Genomic DNA, 18977 nt, shown 5'->3' with positions numbered 1-18977 from the left:
GGGGACGACAACCATGACTTCCAATCTGACCACCGTCTCCTATATCGGCGCCGCGATCCTGTTCATCCTGAGCCTCGGCGGGCTCGCCAACCCTGAAACCGCGCGCCGCGGCAACCTGCTCGGGATGATCGGCATGCTGATCGCGGTGCTGGCCACCGTCGCCGGGCCGCGCGTGTCGGCAGCGGGCATTCCGTACGTGATCGCCGCGCTTGTCGTCGGCGGCGCGGTCGGCCTCTATGCCGCGAAGAAAGTGCAGATGACGCAGATGCCGGAGCTGGTCGCGCTGATGCACAGCCTGGTCGGCCTCGCCGCATGCCTGGTCGGCTTCGCGAGCTACGTCGACACGTCGCTGCAGTTTGTCGGCGCCGAGAAGGCGATCCACGAGGTGGAGATCTACGTCGGCATCCTGATCGGCGCGATCACCTTCGCGGGCTCGATCGTCGCGTTCGGCAAGCTGTCGGGCAAGATCGGCGGCAAGCCGCTGCTGCTGCCGGCACGGCACTGGCTGAACCTCGCCGCGCTGCTGGTGGTGATCTATTACGGCCGCGCGTTCCTGCATGCGGAAACCATCCAGGACGGCATGCTGCCGCTCGTCGTGATGACGGTGATCGCACTGCTGTTCGGCGTGCACATGGTGATGGCGATCGGCGGCGCCGACATGCCCGTCGTCGTGTCGATGCTCAACAGCTACTCGGGATGGGCCGCGGCCGCGACCGGCTTCATGTTGGGCAACGACCTGCTGATCGTGATCGGCGCGCTGGTCGGCTCGTCCGGTGCGATCCTGTCGTACATCATGTGCCGCGCGATGAACCGCAATTTCATCAGCGTGATCGCGGGCGGCTTCGGCAGCGCCGCGGGCGCACCGGCGGCCGCCGGCGGCGCCGCGCAACCGGCCGGCGAAGCCGTCGCGGTGAGCGCGACGGAGACGGCCGAGCTGCTGCGCGAAGCGAAGCGCGTGATCATCGTACCCGGCTATGGGATGGCGGTGGCGCAGGCGCAGCACACGGTGTTCGAGCTGACCAAGCTGCTGCGCGAGAAGGGCGTCGACGTGCGCTTCGCGATTCACCCGGTCGCGGGCCGCATGCCCGGCCACATGAACGTGCTGCTCGCCGAAGCGAAAGTGCCGTACGACATCGTGCTCGAGATGGACGAGATCAACGACGACTTCCCCGACGCCGACGTGTCGATGGTGATCGGCGCGAACGACATCGTGAACCCGGCCGCGCAGGACGACCCGACGAGCCCGATCGCGGGCATGCCGGTGCTCGAGGTGTGGAAGGCGAAGACGTCGATCGTGATGAAGCGCAGCATGGCGTCCGGCTATGCCGGCGTCGACAATCCGCTGTTCTACAAGGACAACAACCGCATGTTGTTCGGCGACGCGAAGTCGATGCTCAACGAAATCTTCGGCGCGTTGAAAGCCTGATCGCGGCGGCGCGCGCGGCCGGCGGCACGCCGGCTTGCGCCGCGCACGAATGCGATGACCGTCGGCCCGTCCCGCAGCGATGCGCGACGGGCCGACGCGCATGTGCGCCATCGGTACGGGGCCGGCAAGATAGCGGCCCGGCTGGGATGCCGTCCATGGGAGCGCGGCAAGGATGCCGGTTATGGGAAAGCGCTACGCGCGCCGCCGGTACGTGCCCGGCGTACTGCCGGTCCAGTGGCGAAACGCGCGATGGAACGCGCTCGGATCGTCGAAGCCGAGATCGGTGCCGATCGCCGCGATCGTGTCGAGCGTATCGGTGAGCCGCTGGATCGCGATGTCGCGTCGCAGCTCGTCCTTGAGCGCCTGGAACGTCGTGCCTTCGGCGGCCAGATGGCGGCTCAGCGTGCGCACCGAGCAATGCAGATGTTCGGCCGCCCGCTCGATCACCGGCAGCTCGGGCAGCGCCGCCGACAGGTACTGCCGCACGCGGTGGCAGACGAGCTGCTCGCTGAACGATTCGAAGATCCAGTCGCCCGGCGCACGCGCGAGGAACTTGCGCAGGTTGCGTTTGCTCTGCCGGATCGGCACGTCGAGCAGGTCGGCGCTGAAGCGCATCAGCGTGCGCTCGCAGTCGAACTGCACGGAGCCGGAGAAGAAGTACAGATGGTCGATCGCATGCCGCGGACGCGGGCACGCGAATTCGATCCGCAGCAGCGGGATCTTCTGCCCGATCAGCCAGGAACACACGCCGTGCACGAGCTTGAGCATCAGCTCCTGGCCGAGCGCGCCGATCGGGCCGATCGCCGGGTTCGGGCGCAGCAGCACCTGCGCGACCAGGCCGTCGCGCGACGATTCGACGAAGAAGTCGTCGAGCAGCAGATGAAAGAACTGGCCGAAACGATACAGCGCCGTGCCGAGGTTGCGCGCATCGAGCAAGCTCAGGCACAGGTACTTCAGCGTGCCGCGGCGCAGCGGGCGCGAGAAGATGCCGGGCATCTCGTCGTCGAGGTCGATCGCGAGCGTGCGGTACAGCGTCGAGAACTGATCTTCGGTCACGCGCGCATGCGGCTCGCCGAGCAGTTCGAGCGGAATGCCGGCGCCGCGCAGGTAGCGCTCGACCACGTCGCGCTGCGCGCCCGCGCTCGCGAGAAAGCCGTTGACGAGCGAAATCGGCACCGTCGCGCTGGGCGACGGCAGCGCACGCCCAGGCTGGGCGGGAGGTGAATCTGTACCGGTCATCGCGTCCCCGTCGGTCGAACCGCTCGCATTGTACTTGAGCGGCCCATGGCGGGCTTGCGGGGCTTTCCGGTGTTTCGGGGCTTTCGGGACGACCGCGCGGCGCATGCGCACCATCACTGCGCGTGGCTGAGTTCCCGGCGCAGGATCTTGCCGACCGTCGACTTCGGCAGCCGCTCGACCACGCGGATCTGCTTCGGCACCTTGTAGCCGGCGAGGTTCGCACGGCAATGCGCGACGATCTCGGCCTCGCCGACGGTCGCGTCGGGCGCGAGCACCACGAACAGCTTCGGCGCCTCGCCGGTGCGCTCGTCCGGCACGCCGATGCACGCGCATTCGGCCACGCCCGGCAGCGCGGTCACCACCGCTTCGACTTCGTTCGGATACACGTTGAAGCCCGACACGATGATCATGTCCTTCTTGCGGTCGACGATCTTCAGGAAGCCGGCCGCGTCGAACACGCCGATGTCGCCGGTGCGGAAATAGCCGTCCTCGGTGAACGCGGCCGCGTTCGCTTCGGGCTTCTGCCAGTAGCCGCCCATCACCTGCGGCCCGCGCACGCAGATCTCGCCCGCGCCGCCGATCGCGACCTCGCGGTTTTCGTCGTCGAGCAGCTTCACGTCGGTCGACGGCAGCGGCAGGCCGGTCGTGCCCGTGAACCGGTCGACCGACTGCGGATTGAACGTGACGACCGGCGACGTTTCCGACAGCCCGTAGCCTTCGCGGATGAAATTGCCCGTCACCGCCTGCCAGCGCGCGGAGATCACGTCGATCACGGCCGCGCCGCCGCCGGCCGACAGCTTCAGCCGCGACCAGTCGACTTCCTTCAGCCGCGGATGGCCCGCGAGCCCCGCATACAGCGTGTTGACGCCGACGAACACCGACGGCCGCGCGGCCTTCAGCACGTCGATCAGGCCGTCCATGTCGCGCGGATTGGCGACGAGCCAGTTCTGCGCGCCGATCGCGAAGTAGGACAGGAAGTTCACCGTCAGCGCGAAGATGTGGTACAGCGGAATCGCCGTGACGACGACCTCCTCGCCCGGCCGCCGCGCGGCCGGCACGATCGCCGCGAATTGCTCGACGTTCGCGATCAGGTTGCGGTGCGACAGCGCGGCGCCCTTCGACAGCCCGGTCGTGCCGCCCGTGTATTGCAGCAGCAAGAGGTCGCTGCCGTCGAGCGCAACCGGCGCGCGTTGCAGCGCCGCGCCGGCCGCGAACGCGTCGGCGAGCGCGAGCGAGCCGGGCGGCAGCGCCGCGCACGCGCCGGCCGGCGCATCGACGACGCCGAGATCGTCGCGGCCCACGGTCAGCACCGTGCGCACGCGCGTCTTGCCGACCACGTCGGCAAACGTGGCCATCGACCCGCCGCACACGACCGCCACTTCGACGCCCGCGTCGTTGAGCTGATGTTCGAGTTCGTGCGGCGTATAGAGCGGATTCACGTTGACCTGGACCGCGCCGATCCGCGCGAGCGCGACGAACACCACCGGAAACGCCAGCACGTTGGGCAGCATCACGGCCACGCGGTCGCCCTTGCGCACCTGCGCGACCTGCTGCAGGTACGCGGCGAGCGCGGCCGACAGGCGGTCGACGTCCGCATAGGTCAGCGTGCGGTCGGACGCGCGGAACGCCGGATGGCCGGCGAAGCGGCGCATCGCGTCGTCCAGCAGCGCGGTTACGGATGGAAAGCGATCGGGATCGATCTCGGCGGGGATCGAGCCATACGACCCGATCCAGTGTCTCTTCGTCATGTCCTGCTCCTCGGGGGACGGCGCCACGCGGCGCCGTTCGCACGGCGGCCCGCGCATCGGATGCACGCGGGCCGTCGCCTGACCGACGAATATCGCGCGCGCGGCCCGCTTTGAAAATGATTCGCGCGGCCGAAAACATGATCGAAACGGACACACCGGCACGCCAGTCCGTAAACCGCAAACCCGCCTGCCCGGGCAGCGACACAATGCGCACGCAGGCGCCGGATCAGGGTGAACCCTATGGCGCGGCCGCGCGTTCGGGGGCAGAATCGCCAACCCGGAACGGTATCGAATCGGACGTACACCCAGCCATGCCGCGCACCGCGCACCTCACCCCGACGGCCGCCCGCGCGGCGGCGCTGCCCGAGACCCTGCCCGCCCATGCGTTGCGCGACAAGCGCTTTTCGCCGGCGAAGCTCGCCGTGCTCGTCGACGTCGCGCGCGAGCTCGGCCTCGATTCGTCGGCGGTGCTCGCCGGCACGGGCCTGTCGCCGGAGGCCGTCGCCGATCCGTTCACGCTCACGTCGCCGCTGCAGTTCCTGAGCGCCGCGCGCAACGCGCTCGAGCGCTACGACGGCTCCGATCTCGGCGTGCGCGTCGGCCGCCGGCTGCATGCATCGAGCTACGGGATGTACGGCTACGCGATGCTGTGCTCCGAGTCGCTCGCGCGCGCGTTCGATTCGGCCGTCAAATATCACCGGCTCGCGAACGGGATGCTAACGATCCGCTGGATCGAACAGGGCGACACCGCGTCGTGGCTGTTTCCCGACCCGCACGAAGCCGCGCTGGCCGGCCCCGATCTGCCGCTGTACCGCTTTCTGATCGACATGCAGTTCGCGCTGCACGTGACGGTCATCAAGGACGTGATGGGCGCGTGGTGCGTGCCGGCGCGCGCGCAGTTCGCGCAGCCGCGGCCCGCGCACGCGGCGCTGCTCGCCGAGGCGCTCGAATGCCCGATCGCGTTCGACCAGCCGCACCATGTGTTGAGCTACCCGGCTGCCTGGCTCGCCCGCGCGCCACAGCTCGCGAACCCGATCACCGCCGCGCAGGTGTCGTCGCACTGCGCGCATCTGCTCGACGAATTGCGCAGCCAGGCCGACGTCACGCGGCGCGTCTACCAGGAGCTCACGCGCACGCCCGGGCAGTTTCCGGACATCGTCGCGATCGCCGGCACGCTGTGCATGACGTCCCGCACGCTGCGCCGCAAGCTCGACGCCGAAGGCACGTCGTACAGCGAATTGCTGACGAGCGTGCGCAAGGCGCTCGCGATCGACTACCTGAGCACCACCACGCTTAGCACCGAGGACATCGCGCTGACGCTCGGCTTCAGCGACGCGGTCGGGTTCCGCCACGCGTTCAAGCGCTGGACCGGCACGACGCCGACCGAAGTACGGCGCAAGCGCGGCACGTGACGCGCGGGACATGACTCGTGCGCCGCGCCCGTGCGGGCCGCGCATGCACGGTCATTGCGGATCGCCGGGCGCCGGCTGCGCGATCGTGAGCGCGAACTCGAACATCGCGCCGCGCCCGTCCCGGTCGACGAGCCGGATGTCGCTGCCGTTGAGCGCCAGCATCCGGTGCACGATCAGCAGGCCGAGGCCGCCGTTCGTCGCCATGCCGCCGCTGGCGGGCCGCTGCGGTCGCTGGAACAATCCTGCGCGGCGCGCCAGCGGGATCCCTGCGCCGGTGTCCGACACGGTCACCACCACGCGGTCGTCGCGCGGCGTCAGCGCGACTTCGATTGCGCCGTGCTGCGGCGTGTGCCGCAATGCGTTGTCGAGCAGATTGGTCAGCACGCGCTCGATCATCGCGAGATCGGCCGACACGGCCGGCACGCGCGGCGGGATGCGCGCCTGCAACGCGATGCCGCGCGACTGGGCCGCGAGTTCGAACTTCTGGAACACGTCCTGCACGAGATCGACGAGCGAGAACGGCTCGCGCTCGGCCTGCACACTGCCCGACTCGAGCCGCGCGAGCTCGAACAGCGCCTGCGCCAGCCGCCCGACCTTGGTGCTCTGCGCGAGCGCGATCGACAGGTAGCGGCGGCGCTCGGCGTCGGCGAGCGTGTCGGCCTTCAGCGACAGCGTTTCCAGATAGCCGTGCAGCGAGGTCAGCGGCGTGCGCAGATCGTGCGAGATGTTCGTGATCAGCTCGCGCCGCTGCTGGTCCTGACGCGTCAGCGCGCGCCACTGCTCGCCGATCCGGTCGGCCATCTGGGCGAACGCGGACTCGAGCACCGCGAGGTCGTCGCCGCGGCGTCCCGGCGCGGGGCGCGGCACCGGCGGCTGCGTGTCGGGCGCGCCGTTCGCGTCGAAGCGACGCATCGCGTCGGTCAGCCGGCGCAGCGGCCGCGTGATGAAGCTGAACGCGATCAGGCCGGCCACCAGCCCGAGCAGCGCGACGACCGCCATCGACCACAGCGTCGTGCGCAGCACGTTGCCGGCGTCGACGCGCGCGGCCAGCCGGTCGTGCGCTTCGCCGAGCAGCACCACGTAGATGTAGCCGGACGGCGGCTGCCCGGCGCGCTGCAGCGGCGCGGCGCTGAACACCTTGCGCGCGTCGATGCTGCGCGGATCGTCGCCGAGGATCGGCAGCGGCTCGCCTGCGATGAAGCGCTGCACCGGCGCGAGATCGACGCGGGTGCGCTTCACGTGCCCGGGCGGCGCGTCGTCGCCCTCGATGCGCCCCGCGTTGTCGAGCAGGTAGACCTCGACGCTCGGGTTCACGCCCATCAGCTGACCGAACAGCCGGCGCACGGCATCCGGGCGCAGGCCGTTCGCGTCCATCAGCGGCGTGCTGCTGGCGATGTGCGCGGCGAGATCGCGCGACAGCGCCTGCACGACTTCCTTCTCGCGCATGTCGTTCGCGCGGATCTGCAGCCACGCGGACGCGCCCGAACACGCGAGCAGCAGCACCGCGAACACGCACGACAGCCGCTGGGTCAGATTCAGCTTCATCACGCGTCCCGCTGGCCCGGTGCGGCCAGCTTGTAGCCGCGCCCCCACACCGTGAGGATCCGCACGGGCTCGGCGGGATCGGCCTCGATCTTCGCGCGCAGCCGGTTGATGTGCGTGTTCACCGTATGTTCGTAGCCTTCGTGCCGGTAGCCCCATACGGCGTTCAGCAGGTCCATCCGCGAGAACACCTTGCCCGGATGCCGGGCGAAGAAGTACAACAGGTCGAATTCGCGCGGCGTGAGGTCGATGCGCGTGCCGTCGACGCTCGCCTCGCGCGCGATCGGATCGATCGACAGGCCGGCGACGTCGAGCGTGCCGGCGTCGAGGCGCGAGTCGCGCGCGAGCGCGTCGACGCGCCGCAGCAGCGCCTTCACGCGCGCGACCAGCTCCAGCACCGAGAACGGCTTCGCGAGGTAATCGTCGGCGCCGAGTTCGAGGCCGAGAATCCGGTGCACCTCGCTCGAGCGCGCGCTCGTGATGATGATCGGCGTGTAGCGCGTCATCGCGCGGGCGCGCCGGCAGATTTCGAGGCCGTCGACGCCGGGCAGCATCAGATCGAGAATCAGCGCGTCCCAGTTTCCCTGCTCGAGCAGGCGCAGGCCTTCGGCGCCGTCCGCACTGTGGACGACTTCGTAGCGCTCGTCGCGCAGATGCAGGCTCAACACGTCGGCGATGTCGGCGTCGTCTTCGACGATCAGGATGCGTTTGGCGTGATCCATGGCGAACGAGGCAGTGCGTCGGTAAGGGTGTCGGGCGCGCGAGCGCGGTAGTGGCCGCGGGCTGTGGCGGAGCGGCCGAGCGGCGGCGGCCGACACATCGTGCGGCCGCGATGCCGTCATTGTGCAGAATTTTGCGGCGGCGAGGGATCACAAATCGTTTAACTCTGGGGCGGGCCTGGGCCGGCAAGTCGTTCTTCCTTTCGTCCAGGCGCCGGACAGGCGGCAGCGCATGGCGCGATTACGTCGAACACGAGCGATACGCGTCGCGGTTACTGAGGAACCCGATGTCAACACTCTGCCGAAGCGGCATCGTCGATGCGTCTTGTTCGTACCCACAAACGAGCGCGGAAAATCGCAACCGGTTTTGATTCCCGACGCCAAATACCTCCCGGGAGTGCCGATCGTACGTGTACGCTGTTCAGCTATACATCGAGATCGGAAAATCCCGCACCGATCGCGTCGTTCAAGCCCGTACCACGGCCCGTTGGATCAGTCGACTCTCGGTCGACTGGCCGCCGGCTCAAGTCCGGCCGGCCCTATCAATGCAGAGGAATTACATGTCGCTTCTTGACCGCATGCTATCGCGTGCAACACCGCAAACCGGCAACGGCCGCCGAAGGGTCTTGGTGCGCGTCTGGCTCGACGACGAAGGTCGGGTGCGCGACCTGAAGGTCCGCCGAAGTTGTGGCGACCCGGTCGGCGACGAGCGCGCCCTCCATGCAATCGCCGTCATGCGCTTTCCACGCGGTCAGCTGGGTTCAGGAGGCGGCACGTCGCAGCGGTGGCACGATCTCAACTACGACGTCGACTGAGGTGCCGACGTTGCGCGGCATGCTCGTAAGCAGTCGATAAGTATCGTCCGGTCGTGGCCGGATGCGTTTGGCGGCGGTTCATCACGTCAATGCGCCTGGTACTCGCCCTGCCGAATGGACCATACAATTGCGCGCTTCACTGATGGCACTGAGCTTTACCAGGACTTCGTCGTAATTCAGTACGGTATCGATCGCCAGGACGTGACGCAGTTTGCGAATCTGCTTGATGGTCTTGTTGCCGAGCCGGATCGGAGCGGGGCCGCCGTCATCGACTTCGACTGGCCGCGCGCGCTCGACTGCGATGCCGCAGGTTCGCGCGATCGAATCAAGGAGGACCTCCAAGCGTTGCGAGCAGTCGCCTGACTCGATGCTTCCAGCGCGTTCGCCCACGTTATGGATGGATGGTTGCACCGTCCGTCAGGACGACCGCGCTTCCGGCGCCGCGATTCTCGTCGCTTGCATGCGCCACTTCGCCGGCGTCATCCCCACCTGCCGTTTGAACACGCGTTGGAACGCAGCCTCCGACCGATATCCGACCGTCTCGCCGATCTCCGCGACGGACATCGTCGTTTGCGCCAGCTTGCGCCCGGCAAGCGCCATGCGGATTTCCGTCAGCACATCGGTCGCCGAGCGGCTGATCGCCTCGTCGAAGTGGCGTGCGAACGTCGCGCGCGACATGTGGCAGCGCTCCGCCAGCTGCGCCAGCGTCCAGGGCTTTTCCGGCTCGTCGAACATCGCGGTGAGCGCCGGCTGCAGCCGATGGCGTTGCGCCAGCGCGAGCAGCCCACGCGGCGCGTGACCGGACTCGGACGCACTGCGCAGCGTCAACGCGAACAGCGCGCCGGACAGATGATCGACCACCGCCGCGCTGCCGGCACGTTGCTCCAGCGCTTCCTCACGCATCAATTCGATGACCCGCGCAAGCCGCGTGGCGGCAAACGCGGCGTCGCGCGTCTGTCCATCGCCGGCGGCGACGCTGCTCACGATCAGACGCCGAGGCAGATGGTCGCGCAGCAACTGCTGCGGGACGGCCGGCAGCACGAAGCGCCCGCACAGCACGTCGATGCTCGCGTCGGCGCCGCCGTTCGTCGTAATGGTCAGGCCGTTGCGGTGCCGCTCTTGCACCGCGCGCGGCGCGTCGCCGCTGCCGTCGTGCAGCCGGTGCGCACTGCCGGACGGGAACACCACGATGTCGCCGGCCTTCATTCGGAGCGTCGGTTCGTCCGCGCCGCCCGTCTCGCCTTCGACGACAGCCTCGCCGCGCAACAGGATGTGATACGGAAGCTCCCGCTCGTTCGACTCGGGATGGTCGATGCGCCACGGCGAACCGAAATGGCACCGTACGTCCAGCCGGCCGGTGACCGGCATCATCGACAGCAATCGGTCCAGCATGTCCATATGAGACGTTTGAGCATGAATTTGCACAAGTATGGCATTAAAAAACTCGGCCTGCATCCCTACACTGACTCCCATGCCATACGACATGGCTAAGCAGTTCAACCACTCAACTGAACGAAGGAGTCGATCATGTCCCGTCTCACCACCATTCGCCCTGAAGAAGCCACCGGCGCGGCAGCGGAAGTGTTCGCGAAGATCAAGAAGGCCGTCGGCAAGGTGCCCAATGCGTACGCCACCATCGGCACGCACAGCCCCGAAGCCCTCGGCGCGGCGCTCGCGTTCGACGCGGTCGTGGCTGCCGGCACGCTCGGCAAGGCCGACATCGAAGTCATCAAGCTGGCGGTCAGCGAACACGTGGGCTGTGACTATTGTGTCGCCGCGCATACGCTGATGGGCAAGCTGGCCGGACTGTCGAGCGACGCCATGAAGCAGGTGCGCGTCGGCGCGGCCACCGGCGACGCCAAGCGCGACGCGCTGGTGACCTATGTGCGTACGCTGGTCGGCACGCGCGGCACGGTGCCCGAGGCGGCCGTCGACGCCGTGCGCGCCGCCGGTTACACGGAGCGCCAGCTGATCGAGATCAGCCTGGCGATCGCGTCGATCACGTTCACGAACCTGGTCAATCGCGTCAACGATACGACGCTCGATTTCCCGGCCGTGGCGTAATGGCGCGTCGGTGTGCAGGCGCGGCGGTCGAACGCAGTCGATCCGACTGCGTTCGATCGTGAGGCCCGTGTCGCCGGCGGAATGTGCTGGCTGGCGGCGCCGCACTTCGATACCGCCTCTGTCACGCGCTGCGGATCACACAGGTCGATCCGCAAAGTCTCAAACGCCAGTAACGATCAAGACGGGGAACGCTTTCGATCGACGCGCACTGAATTTGCCGCGTGCGTCCCCTGCTGACCGGCCGCCGCAAGCCGATCGTCGCTGCGTGGCGAGCGGCACCGGTGCGGATGTGATCGTTCGATCGGTGTCGGCCCGTCCACCAATGGTCGGGCCACCGTGCAGGCCGGCTCGCGTCCGCTCAGCGTGGCGGCAGCCCGGCCGCGATCTGGTCCGCGAGGCGCCCCAGAATCGCGCTCAGCGCGGCGGCCTGCGCGGCCGCGCCGTGCTGCGTCAACGATGCGGTCAAGGTCGTCTCGCGGCTCGCGCTCACGCGCTCGGGCCGGCCCGCCAACACCGTCCATGCGGCCTCCAACGTCAACGTGCCGCCGTCGTCCGCATGCACGTCCAGCACCGTGACGACGAGCGTGCGCGTGTCGGGCGGCCGCGGCGCATCCGGCAGGACGACGGCTCCCGGCGGCAGGCGCGTCAGCAGGTCCTGCGCGAGCGTGCGCCGCATCATCCGGTCGAGCGGCCCGGCCCAGCGCGCGCCTTCGTCGATCCAGACACGGTTCGCCGAGCGCTGCACGACGACCTCGGGCCGGTCGAGCTCCGCCGGCACGTGCACGGCAGTCAGTTGTACCGGCTCGATGGGCTCGTCCGCGCGGATCGATGTAGCCGGCGTCGCACTCAACGCCACATAGCGCGTCGGCGGGCTGTGCCCGCATCCGGCGAGCACGGCGGCCAGCGCAACGACCGCCCATTTCATCGGGGCCGGCGCCGCTGCGTCGCCGGCCCGTCGCTTCGATCGACGGATCATGGCTTCTCCTTCGCTCTGCCGCGCACGAGCGCTTCGGGATGTCGGTCGAGATAGTCGGCCAGCGCACGCACCGAACGGGCGGTATCGGCGAGTTCGCGCAACACTGCGGGCACGCCGGTCTGCGTGGTGGCGTCGTCGCCGAGCGTCCGGCTGGCTGCGGCTGCGGCCTGGTCGGCGCTGTTCGCGGCGTCGCGCAGCTGCGCGACGAGCGGACCGATCTGCGGCGACACCTGCTGCAGCGTGCGGTCGATCTGCGCGACCGATCGGTCGAGATGCGCGAGGCTGTCGCGGATCTGCGGCGATGCGGTCAGCGCATTGAGCCGCGCCGCGATCGCGCGCACGTCGTCGCCGGTCTCCTTGATCGGCAGCGCGTCGAGCTTGCCGGCGATCGCGTTGGCGCGCGCGGCGATCGCACCGAAGTCGGCCGACGCGACGCTCGGAATCTCCGCCGGGCCGGCGCCACCGGAAAACGCGGCCGCCGAAGCGCCGGCGACGAAATCGAGGCTGACCATGCGCGGGCCGACGAGCGGCGGATCCTGCACCAGCCGCGCGCGCAGCCCGCGGGCGACGAGCCGTTCGAGCATGCCGTCGACGATGGGCCGCCAGTTGCCGTCGGCCGGCGGATGCACGCCGGTGATGCCGAGCGCCGACGGTTCGAGCGCGATCTGCACCGGCGTGCCGAGCTGCCCGGTGGCGGCGTCGTAACTCAGCCGCACGCGCGTGACCGTGCCGACCTGGAAGCCGCGCAGTTTCACCGGCGCGCCGTCCTTCAGCTCGCCGGCCGCACCGGCGAACCGAATCAAGTACGGCACCACCGGCCCATGCTCGGGCGCGAGCGCCGGGCGGCGCTCGGTGCCGTCGAAGTGCCGCGCCGGGGCGCCGGCGCCCGGCTCCATCACGATTTCCGGCCCGACGACGAGCGCGCGCAGCGAGGTCGGGTCGCTCATGTCCGGCTGCGCACCGCGCAGGAAAAAGCGCGTGCCGCTGAGCAGATACTTCTGCTGCGCGCGATCGATCTTCAACTCGACCTCCACATGCCGGCCGTCGGGCGACAACGCGATGCCCGCGACCTTGCCGACCTTCACGCCGCGCAGCGTCACGTCGGTATCGTCGACTTTCATTCCGTGCGCGTCGGAAAACATCACGGTGACGCTTTCCCCGCCCTGCGCGAGCGCCCGTATCCCGAGCCATCCGACCACGGCCAGCGTGGCGACGGGTACCGCCCAGATCAATCCCGGCCAACGACTGTGCCGCACCTCGGCGCGCGAGCGACGGATGCGCGGCGGGTTCATCGAGTCCTCCGGTCGGGGCGGTCCCACATCAGGCGCGGATCGAAGGCGCGCGACGCGAGCATGGTCAGGAACACCACGAGCGCGAATGCGGTGGCGCCGGTAGCCGGCTGCGCGGACGCGACGCCGTCGAAGCGGATCAACGGAACGAACGCCGCGATCGTGAAGACGTCGACGTTCGACCACCGGCCGAGTTCGTCGATCCAGCGGTAGAGGCGCACCTTCAAGCGCAAATGCCGGCGCGATCGCCGCAGCACGGACGCGACGAACCAGCCCATGCCGACGATCTTCGCGACCGGGATCACGATGCTCGTGATGAACGTCAAGATGCCGAACGGCCATAGGCCGACGTGAAAGAGCTGCATGACGCCGTCGACGATGCGGTGCGTGTGCACGCGTCCGAGCTGGATCGACGTTGTCATCGGCAACAGGTTGGCCGGCACGGTCAGCACGAGCGCCGCCAGCGAGAGCGCGCTCGCGCGCGAAAGCGCCGCGACCCGGCGCGCGCGCAGCGTCAGCCCGCAACGCGAACACGACCGCCCGGCGCACGCGTATGGCTGCACCATGTCGCAACCGGCACACGACAGCACGGCCTCGCCGCGCGACGGACGCCGATCGGCTTCGATGGCCCGCCACACGGTGCGCCGGTCGAGCGACGCGCGCGTGAGCATCGACATCAGGCCGACCGCGATCAGGCAATAGCCGCCTGCGCCGATCGAGCCGGTGACACTGTGCGTGACGCGCACGTAGCCGATGATGCAGCCGACGAGGTACACGTCCGGCATTGCCCAAGCGTCGAGTGCGAGCGACCAACGGAACACCGCGCCGATACCGGAGAACCGCCAGCCGAAGCCAATCGCGGCCAGCACCAGCATCAGGCCGCCGAAGCGCGCGAACGGCAGCACGATGCCGAACATCCCGAGCAACACGGCCAGGATCACCCAGCCGTCGTTCCACATCGACACGATGCCCGACGCGAGCACCGAGGAATGCGACGCGCCCAGCATCGTGACCGTCATCAGCGGTGCGAGGTTGGCGGGAAACAACAGCACGAAGGTCGCCGTCGTACAGGCGAGCGCGGCCTCCACGCTGCGGCCGCGGCGGCGTTCGAGCGTCGCGTGGCAACGTCTGCAGCGCGCCAGCGCGTGTGCGTCGATCGGCGGGATATGGTCGAGCGTCCCGCACGTAGGGCAACCGATCGTGGTCATGCGACGGCAGCGCCGGTGGGCGCGCGATGCGCGCAATGACACGCCCGGTGGCAAAACCTGCACGACGCGGGCAGGCGGTCGCGCGTGATGATCGTCGTCATGCGTTCTCCCGTTCGATTAGGTTGCAACAGCGCCGCGGAACCGCGGCGGGTGCGCGTGCCGAGCTCTACCCGTGCGGCGCGAAAATACACGGCGGGCAACGCTGCATGCGCGCCTGCCGTCATTGGGGTGTAGGGCAGCAAGGTATGTACCTGGGGCGTGGCGGTAACCGGTAACCGCTTGCTGGTTGGCGGTGGCGGTGGCGGTGGCGGTGGCGGTGGCGGTGGCTATTACAATCGAACAAGCACGGAGATTTGAACCGAATATGCGTCGTTATGTGGACATGAACCGACTTCAGCACCAACCCGTCGATTGACGTGGACCCGTCGTTGATGAACTCGCTGGCCGCGCCCGCGACGCCGGGCATCGCCCACGACCCTGTCGTCATTTCTAGGCGCAACGATTCATGCGCACGGTCACGCGCCGCTCAATCGATCCAGCCGCGGTCGACCAATCAAGTATTCCGCTAAGAGGCCAGTTCAAAAAGACTCTCGAGGCGCTGTTAACTTCACCGGCGACCTGTTAACCTCAAGCATCTGAGCAACAGGATCATGAGGGATGCAAGCGCCGATCGTTGATGACGAATTGTGGATACTCATCGAGCCATTACTCCCGCCGCCGAAACCGCGGCGAACGAAGAATCCAGGACAGTTTCCGGTTCCGAATCGGGCGACATTGAACGGCATCCTGTTCGTGCTCAAGACCGGCATTCGATGGAACCATCTGCCAACCCAGCTCGGCTTCGGTTCGGGGGCAACCTGTTGGCGCCGACTTCGCGACTGGCACGAAGCCGGTGTGTGGAATCGCCTCCACGAACTATTGCTCGCCAAACTGCAGGCGGCCGGCCAGATCGATTTTTCACGTGCCGCCGTCGATTCATCATCGGTACGGGCTGTTGGGGCGGGCCAAAAACTGGCCCGAACCCCACTGATCGTGCGCGACCCGGCTCCAAGCACCACATCGTCACCGACGCCAACCGCACACCTCTCGCCGCGATCCTGACTGGCGCCAACGTCAACGATGTTACGCAGTTGCTGCCGCTGATCGACGCGATTCCATCGATTCGCGGCCTGCGCGGCCACCCGATTCAACGGCCTCGCGTGGTCTACGCCAATCGCAGATACGACTCCGAGCGGCATCGGCGAGCCCTGCGCAATCGCGGTATCCAGCCAGTGATCGCGAAGCGCCGGACCCGACACGGCAGCGGACTCGGCAAGTATCGTTGGGTGGTCGAACGCACTCACTCCTGGCTCCACAGTTTTCGTCGCCTACGCACTCGCTTCGAGCGGCGGCCTGACATTCACGAAGCATTCCTGAAACTCGGTTGCTCGCTTGTCTGTTGGAACATCTTCAGGCGCATCGAGCAGTCTTTTTGAACTGGCCTCTTAGAAAAGACTCATCTGCCGCGGATCCCGCTCCGGCACCTTGATCGGCATCACATCTTTCGCAGCTATGCGCATGCGTGCAATGAGCGGTACGCCTACCCCGTCAATCGTGAGCCCGAAGCCGTACGCCTCGATGTCGTCTCGCTTCAGCTTCGGGATCGGCTCCCAACTCGGCTTCCAACCGAGCCGTGCGGTGCGAGCCAGCAACTGCCGCTTCGTTAATCCCGGCACGCAATTCGCCACGAATTGCGCGAGCGGCTTAGGAACCCACTCGGGCGGCAAACTGGGTTGGAGTGCGAATGAAACCAGCGGCAACGTCGTAGTCGTTCCTGTCTCCAGGAGAAAGGCGTCGAGGTAAGGTTAGCAGACTGCCATCGTGAATCTAAGACTGCCCGGCCGGTGGCATCACAAAGAGGCGTTCGTCCCACACCACGGGCTGCGGATCAGTCACAACGATTCGCGTTGCATCCGGGTGCGCGGGATTCACCAGCACGTTGAACTCTGCACGGACCACGACCGACGGGACAATCAGGAGCGCGGTACGCATCTCGGTCATCCATGCGTCGCCAAACTGACGTGCTGCCTGAAGTGCCGCCGCGTCCCATCCGTCCGGCAACGTTTCGGCCGTATGGCGTTCGATGCTGACGTCGTCGGGAACACTTGCTTCGACCCATCCGTGTGTTTTCGGCACCTTGCCGATGCGCGCATGCACCAGCACCTCGAGCATCGCACCCGCAAAAGTCGACGCCGCATAGATGACGGGCCGGCCCGGACTGTTGAAGCGGCCACCGACCAGCATCGCGCCGGTGCCGCTCCAGATCGTGCGTCGCGTGTCTGCGATACGGAACAACTTCATGCAGGCAGCCCGTAGAACAGTTTCCAGAGCAGTTCTTCGACCCGGCGCGCACCGAGCTCGGTGAGCGCGACATCGAGCGGCGCCCGCCCTTCAAGTTCAGGGTGCGGCGTCGACAGGAATTCCCGCGCGTCCTCTTCGTCGTTCCAGACGTAGGTGGTCGTCGCGACGATCCGGGCCAGACGCTCCGTCTTCTCCGATTCATCTTGCGTTAGCCGATCGCGGCGGCGCTTGTAGGTCGCTTCGGGGATGATGCGGGCGAGGAGTGCCCGGCGAGCGTCGGCGCCTTGCGTCGCGTGCTCGACGCCGGCGCGCAGCGCGGACTTCGGCAGGCCACCACGCACAAGCGCTTCCAGCTCCGCCAGCGTATGCGGGAGCGGCCGCAGTTCCATGACCGCAGCCACGGCTTCAGGGGTAACAAGTGACATGGCGACTCCCCAACAGGTATCAGTTGATACCCGATTGTAGCGCAAATGATACCTTTTGCAAGATGTTCTTGATCGTCGGGAGGCGCCGCCCCCTCGCCGGTCGCCACGTTGATACGGATCAGTGCTGCTCATTTACCAAAAAATTGGCCGAAAAAATCGTATAAACCCTTGATATATATTCATTTCATCATTCATATCGTCAAATACTGATTCCTAGAATACCGGACGGGAGATGTGCGAGACTTCAGCCATCGACGTATCGGGAGCATTCGATGAACAGCTTGGTCCTCTATGCGAAACGTCAATCTCCGCATCGCCCGATTTCTGTCGAACCAATGAAGCACCACACCCGCATGCTATCGACGGCGAACGCGTGTAGATATCGTAGAACTCTGATTTATGCGGGCCGTCGTGGCGAGCGGCCGCTTGCCGACGATCGTGTCGCCCACGACGGGAAGCCGGCGATCGCGCGCGACCGCCGGCGCACTGCATGTCACGCCGGCATCATGCGCACGTCGCGCGCCGCGCGGGCGTCTCGACCGCCGATTGCATGAACCGCTGGTCGACCGTCGCGGCAATCCGCCGCGCCGTCTCGTACAGTGCGACGCCCACCTGCTCGACCGGCATGGCGCCGGCATCGTCAGGATGCGTCAAGTACGGACATGCGAGGATCGCGATGGCCGCACCGGTCTTGTCGACGATCGGCGTCGCGATATCCGTGACGCCCGCAATGCGCGCGTTCGGGCGGCGGATGCATCCGTCCGCCCAACGCGATGCCGCCGCCTCATCGTGGCCCGACGCGCCCGGCAAGCCGACTGCTCGCGCGCCCGCCCGCAGCAAGCGGGACCGCGCATCATCACCCTGCAGCGCCCCGTACATCTCGCCGGCCGCGCTGCCCTGCAACGGCACGCGCGTGCCGACGCGAACCGCGATGTTCCACTCCGTCTCGGCGTCGGCGGCGGCAATGACGATCATCGTGTCGCCGTCGAACACCGTCAGGTAGCACGACTGCACGGTCTGCAGCGTGAACTCCTGCATTGCCGGCGTGACGAGGGCGCCGAGCGAGCGCGTCGGCGCGTGATGCTGGCCGAGAAAATACAGCTTCATCGTCAGCGCATAGCGGTCGTGGCGATCGATCCGGTAGATGTAGCCGCGCTCCTCGAGCACCTGCATCATCCGGTACAGCTCGCTGCGGCTGCGCTTGAGCGCGCGGCAGATGTCCGCCTGCGCCATGCCGTACTGCCGATCGATCAGCAATTCGAGGATATCGAGCCCCTTCTCGAGCGCCGGCGCGCGATAGTTCACCTTCTTCCGGCGCACCGGATTGCCCGAATCGCTCGGGTCCGTCTCTGGATTGCGCATGTCAGCCATTACCCTTTAAGGTGGTCGTTCGATTCGCACGGCGCGCGGCCGCGCGATACCCGGACATCGGCAGCGGGAGCGCGCTCAAGGCGTTTCCGGCCACCACGGCTGTGGGGTCGTCCTGATCAGGTAGTCGTCGAGATTCTTGCCGGCCAGCCAGCCGGGGCGCGCGCCCTTGCCCGACCACGCGCGGCCGGTGTCGGGATCGTAGTATTTCGCCGGCGCCTTCTGCTTCCCCGCCTTGACGAAACCGGCCGCACGCAGTAGTTCGATTTCGGTGATGCCGAACTCACGCACGTGCGCCGCAATTTCGTTCAGCCGCGCCTGCTTCTCCTTTTGCCGCGCTTCTTCGACGATCAGGTTCAATTGACCGAGCTGCCGCTGCAGCTCGCGTATGGTCGGATGCGTCATG

General features: G+C 67.5%; 19 protein-coding genes. 6 read left to right on the top strand and 13 right to left on the bottom strand.

The window, feature by feature from the left end; genetic code table 11:
* Positions 1 to 13 precede the first annotated feature (13 nt).
* Entirely contained in the window at positions 14 to 1426 is a 1413-nt protein-coding gene (pntB, locus tag AK36_RS25605) for a Re/Si-specific NAD(P)(+) transhydrogenase subunit beta (RefSeq protein WP_011879788.1), read from the top strand.
* A 192-nt stretch (positions 1427 to 1618) separates the two neighbouring features.
* Here the strand turns inward: pntB and AK36_RS25600 are convergent, their stop codons facing one another.
* Both AK36_RS25600 and AK36_RS25595 read right to left on the bottom strand, forming a co-directional pair.
* Positions 1619 to 2665: an AraC family transcriptional regulator gene (locus AK36_RS25600; protein ID WP_011879787.1), complete on the bottom strand. Its 1047-nt coding sequence runs from the start codon at positions 2663 to 2665 to the stop codon at positions 1619 to 1621.
* Positions 2666 to 2778: 113 nt separating this feature from the next.
* Positions 2779 to 4413: an AMP-binding protein gene (locus AK36_RS25595; protein WP_011879786.1), complete on the bottom strand. Its 1635-nt coding sequence runs from the start codon at positions 4411 to 4413 to the stop codon at positions 2779 to 2781.
* A 311-nt stretch (positions 4414 to 4724) separates the two neighbouring features.
* Between AK36_RS25595 and AK36_RS25590 the strand changes: the two genes are divergently transcribed.
* A complete protein-coding gene (locus AK36_RS25590; protein ID WP_011879785.1) occupies positions 4725 to 5825 on the top strand; it encodes an AraC family transcriptional regulator in 1101 nt (366 codons plus the stop codon).
* 51 nt (positions 5826 to 5876) lie between these two features.
* Here the strand turns inward: AK36_RS25590 and AK36_RS25585 are convergent, their stop codons facing one another.
* On the bottom strand, positions 5877 to 7370 hold the full coding sequence (locus tag AK36_RS25585) for a sensor histidine kinase (protein WP_045579544.1): 1494 nt from the start codon (positions 7368 to 7370) through the stop codon (positions 5877 to 5879).
* Complete coding sequence (locus AK36_RS25580; RefSeq protein WP_011879783.1) at positions 7370 to 8089, bottom strand: response regulator transcription factor; 720 nt, start codon at positions 8087 to 8089, stop codon at positions 7370 to 7372. The genes AK36_RS25585 and AK36_RS25580 overlap by 1 nt, the downstream gene beginning before the upstream one ends.
* A gap of 557 nt (positions 8090 to 8646) precedes the next feature.
* Here AK36_RS25580 and AK36_RS25575 point away from each other — a divergent pair.
* Both AK36_RS25575 and AK36_RS25570 read left to right on the top strand, forming a co-directional pair.
* The gene (locus tag AK36_RS25575; RefSeq protein WP_043292576.1) at positions 8647 to 8901 is read left to right on the top strand and encodes an energy transducer TonB family protein; all 255 of its coding nucleotides are present in this window, start codon (positions 8647 to 8649) and stop codon (positions 8899 to 8901) included.
* A 114-nt stretch (positions 8902 to 9015) separates the two neighbouring features.
* The gene (locus AK36_RS25570) at positions 9016 to 9264 is read left to right on the top strand and encodes a hypothetical protein (RefSeq protein ID WP_043292574.1); all 249 of its coding nucleotides are present in this window, start codon (positions 9016 to 9018) and stop codon (positions 9262 to 9264) included.
* Between the two features lie 54 nt (positions 9265 to 9318).
* Here the strand turns inward: AK36_RS25570 and AK36_RS25565 are convergent, their stop codons facing one another.
* The gene (locus AK36_RS25565) at positions 9319 to 10356 is read right to left on the bottom strand and encodes an AraC family transcriptional regulator (protein WP_011879779.1); all 1038 of its coding nucleotides are present in this window, start codon (positions 10354 to 10356) and stop codon (positions 9319 to 9321) included.
* A gap of 72 nt (positions 10357 to 10428) precedes the next feature.
* Between AK36_RS25565 and AK36_RS25560 the strand changes: the two genes are divergently transcribed.
* Complete coding sequence (locus AK36_RS25560; RefSeq protein WP_011879778.1) at positions 10429 to 10965, top strand: carboxymuconolactone decarboxylase family protein; 537 nt, start codon at positions 10429 to 10431, stop codon at positions 10963 to 10965.
* Positions 10966 to 11323: 358 nt separating this feature from the next.
* On the opposite strand, the gene AK36_RS25555 is transcribed toward AK36_RS25560, so the two are convergent.
* Genes AK36_RS25555 through AK36_RS25545 form a run of 3 tightly spaced genes read right to left on the bottom strand, consistent with a single transcriptional unit; the run spans position 11324 to position 14438 of the window.
* Positions 11324 to 11941 (bottom strand): PqiC family protein, encoded by a 618-nt coding sequence (locus tag AK36_RS25555; RefSeq protein WP_011879777.1) that lies wholly within the window; start codon positions 11939 to 11941, stop codon positions 11324 to 11326.
* Positions 11938 to 13233: an MlaD family protein gene (locus AK36_RS25550; protein WP_011879776.1), complete on the bottom strand. Its 1296-nt coding sequence runs from the start codon at positions 13231 to 13233 to the stop codon at positions 11938 to 11940. The genes AK36_RS25555 and AK36_RS25550 overlap by 4 nt, the downstream gene beginning before the upstream one ends.
* Entirely contained in the window at positions 13230 to 14438 is a 1209-nt protein-coding gene (locus AK36_RS25545; protein ID WP_011879775.1) for a paraquat-inducible protein A, read from the bottom strand. Before AK36_RS25545 ends, AK36_RS25550 begins: the two co-directional genes overlap by 4 nt.
* A gap of 657 nt (positions 14439 to 15095) precedes the next feature.
* Here AK36_RS25545 and AK36_RS31920 point away from each other — a divergent pair.
* Positions 15096 to 15913 (top strand): IS5-like element ISBvi5 family transposase gene (locus AK36_RS31920; protein WP_106919368.1). Its coding sequence is split into 2 segments (ribosomal slippage): positions 15096 to 15444 and positions 15444 to 15913, totalling 819 coding nucleotides; the frame shifts between segments, so codons are not numbered across the junction.
* Between the two features lie 9 nt (positions 15914 to 15922).
* Here the strand turns inward: AK36_RS31920 and AK36_RS34420 are convergent.
* From AK36_RS34420 to AK36_RS25520, 5 genes are all read right to left on the bottom strand, one after another.
* On the bottom strand, positions 15923 to 16129 hold the full coding sequence (locus AK36_RS34420; protein ID WP_224383402.1) for a hypothetical protein: 207 nt from the start codon (positions 16127 to 16129) through the stop codon (positions 15923 to 15925).
* 175 nt (positions 16130 to 16304) lie between these two features.
* Complete coding sequence (locus AK36_RS25535; RefSeq protein ID WP_011879773.1) at positions 16305 to 16778, bottom strand: RES family NAD+ phosphorylase; 474 nt, start codon at positions 16776 to 16778, stop codon at positions 16305 to 16307.
* The gene (locus AK36_RS25530; RefSeq protein ID WP_011879772.1) at positions 16775 to 17203 is read right to left on the bottom strand and encodes an antitoxin Xre/MbcA/ParS toxin-binding domain-containing protein; all 429 of its coding nucleotides are present in this window, start codon (positions 17201 to 17203) and stop codon (positions 16775 to 16777) included. Before AK36_RS25530 ends, AK36_RS25535 begins: the two co-directional genes overlap by 4 nt.
* Before the next feature lie 504 nt (positions 17204 to 17707).
* Positions 17708 to 18565, bottom strand: a complete 858-nt coding sequence (locus tag AK36_RS25525; RefSeq protein ID WP_011879771.1) for an IclR family transcriptional regulator — start codon at positions 18563 to 18565, stop codon at positions 17708 to 17710.
* A gap of 84 nt (positions 18566 to 18649) precedes the next feature.
* Positions 18650 to 18976: an H-NS histone family protein gene (locus AK36_RS25520; RefSeq protein ID WP_011879770.1), complete on the bottom strand. Its 327-nt coding sequence runs from the start codon at positions 18974 to 18976 to the stop codon at positions 18650 to 18652.
* Between the last annotated feature and the right edge of the window lies 1 nt (position 18977).

The sequence above is a fragment of the Burkholderia vietnamiensis LMG 10929 genome, from assembly GCF_000959445.1.
GTDB lineage: Bacteria > Pseudomonadota > Gammaproteobacteria > Burkholderiales > Burkholderiaceae > Burkholderia > Burkholderia vietnamiensis.
Note: the sequence above shows the minus strand (reverse complement) of the source record. Positions and strands in the feature narration are given on the sequence as shown.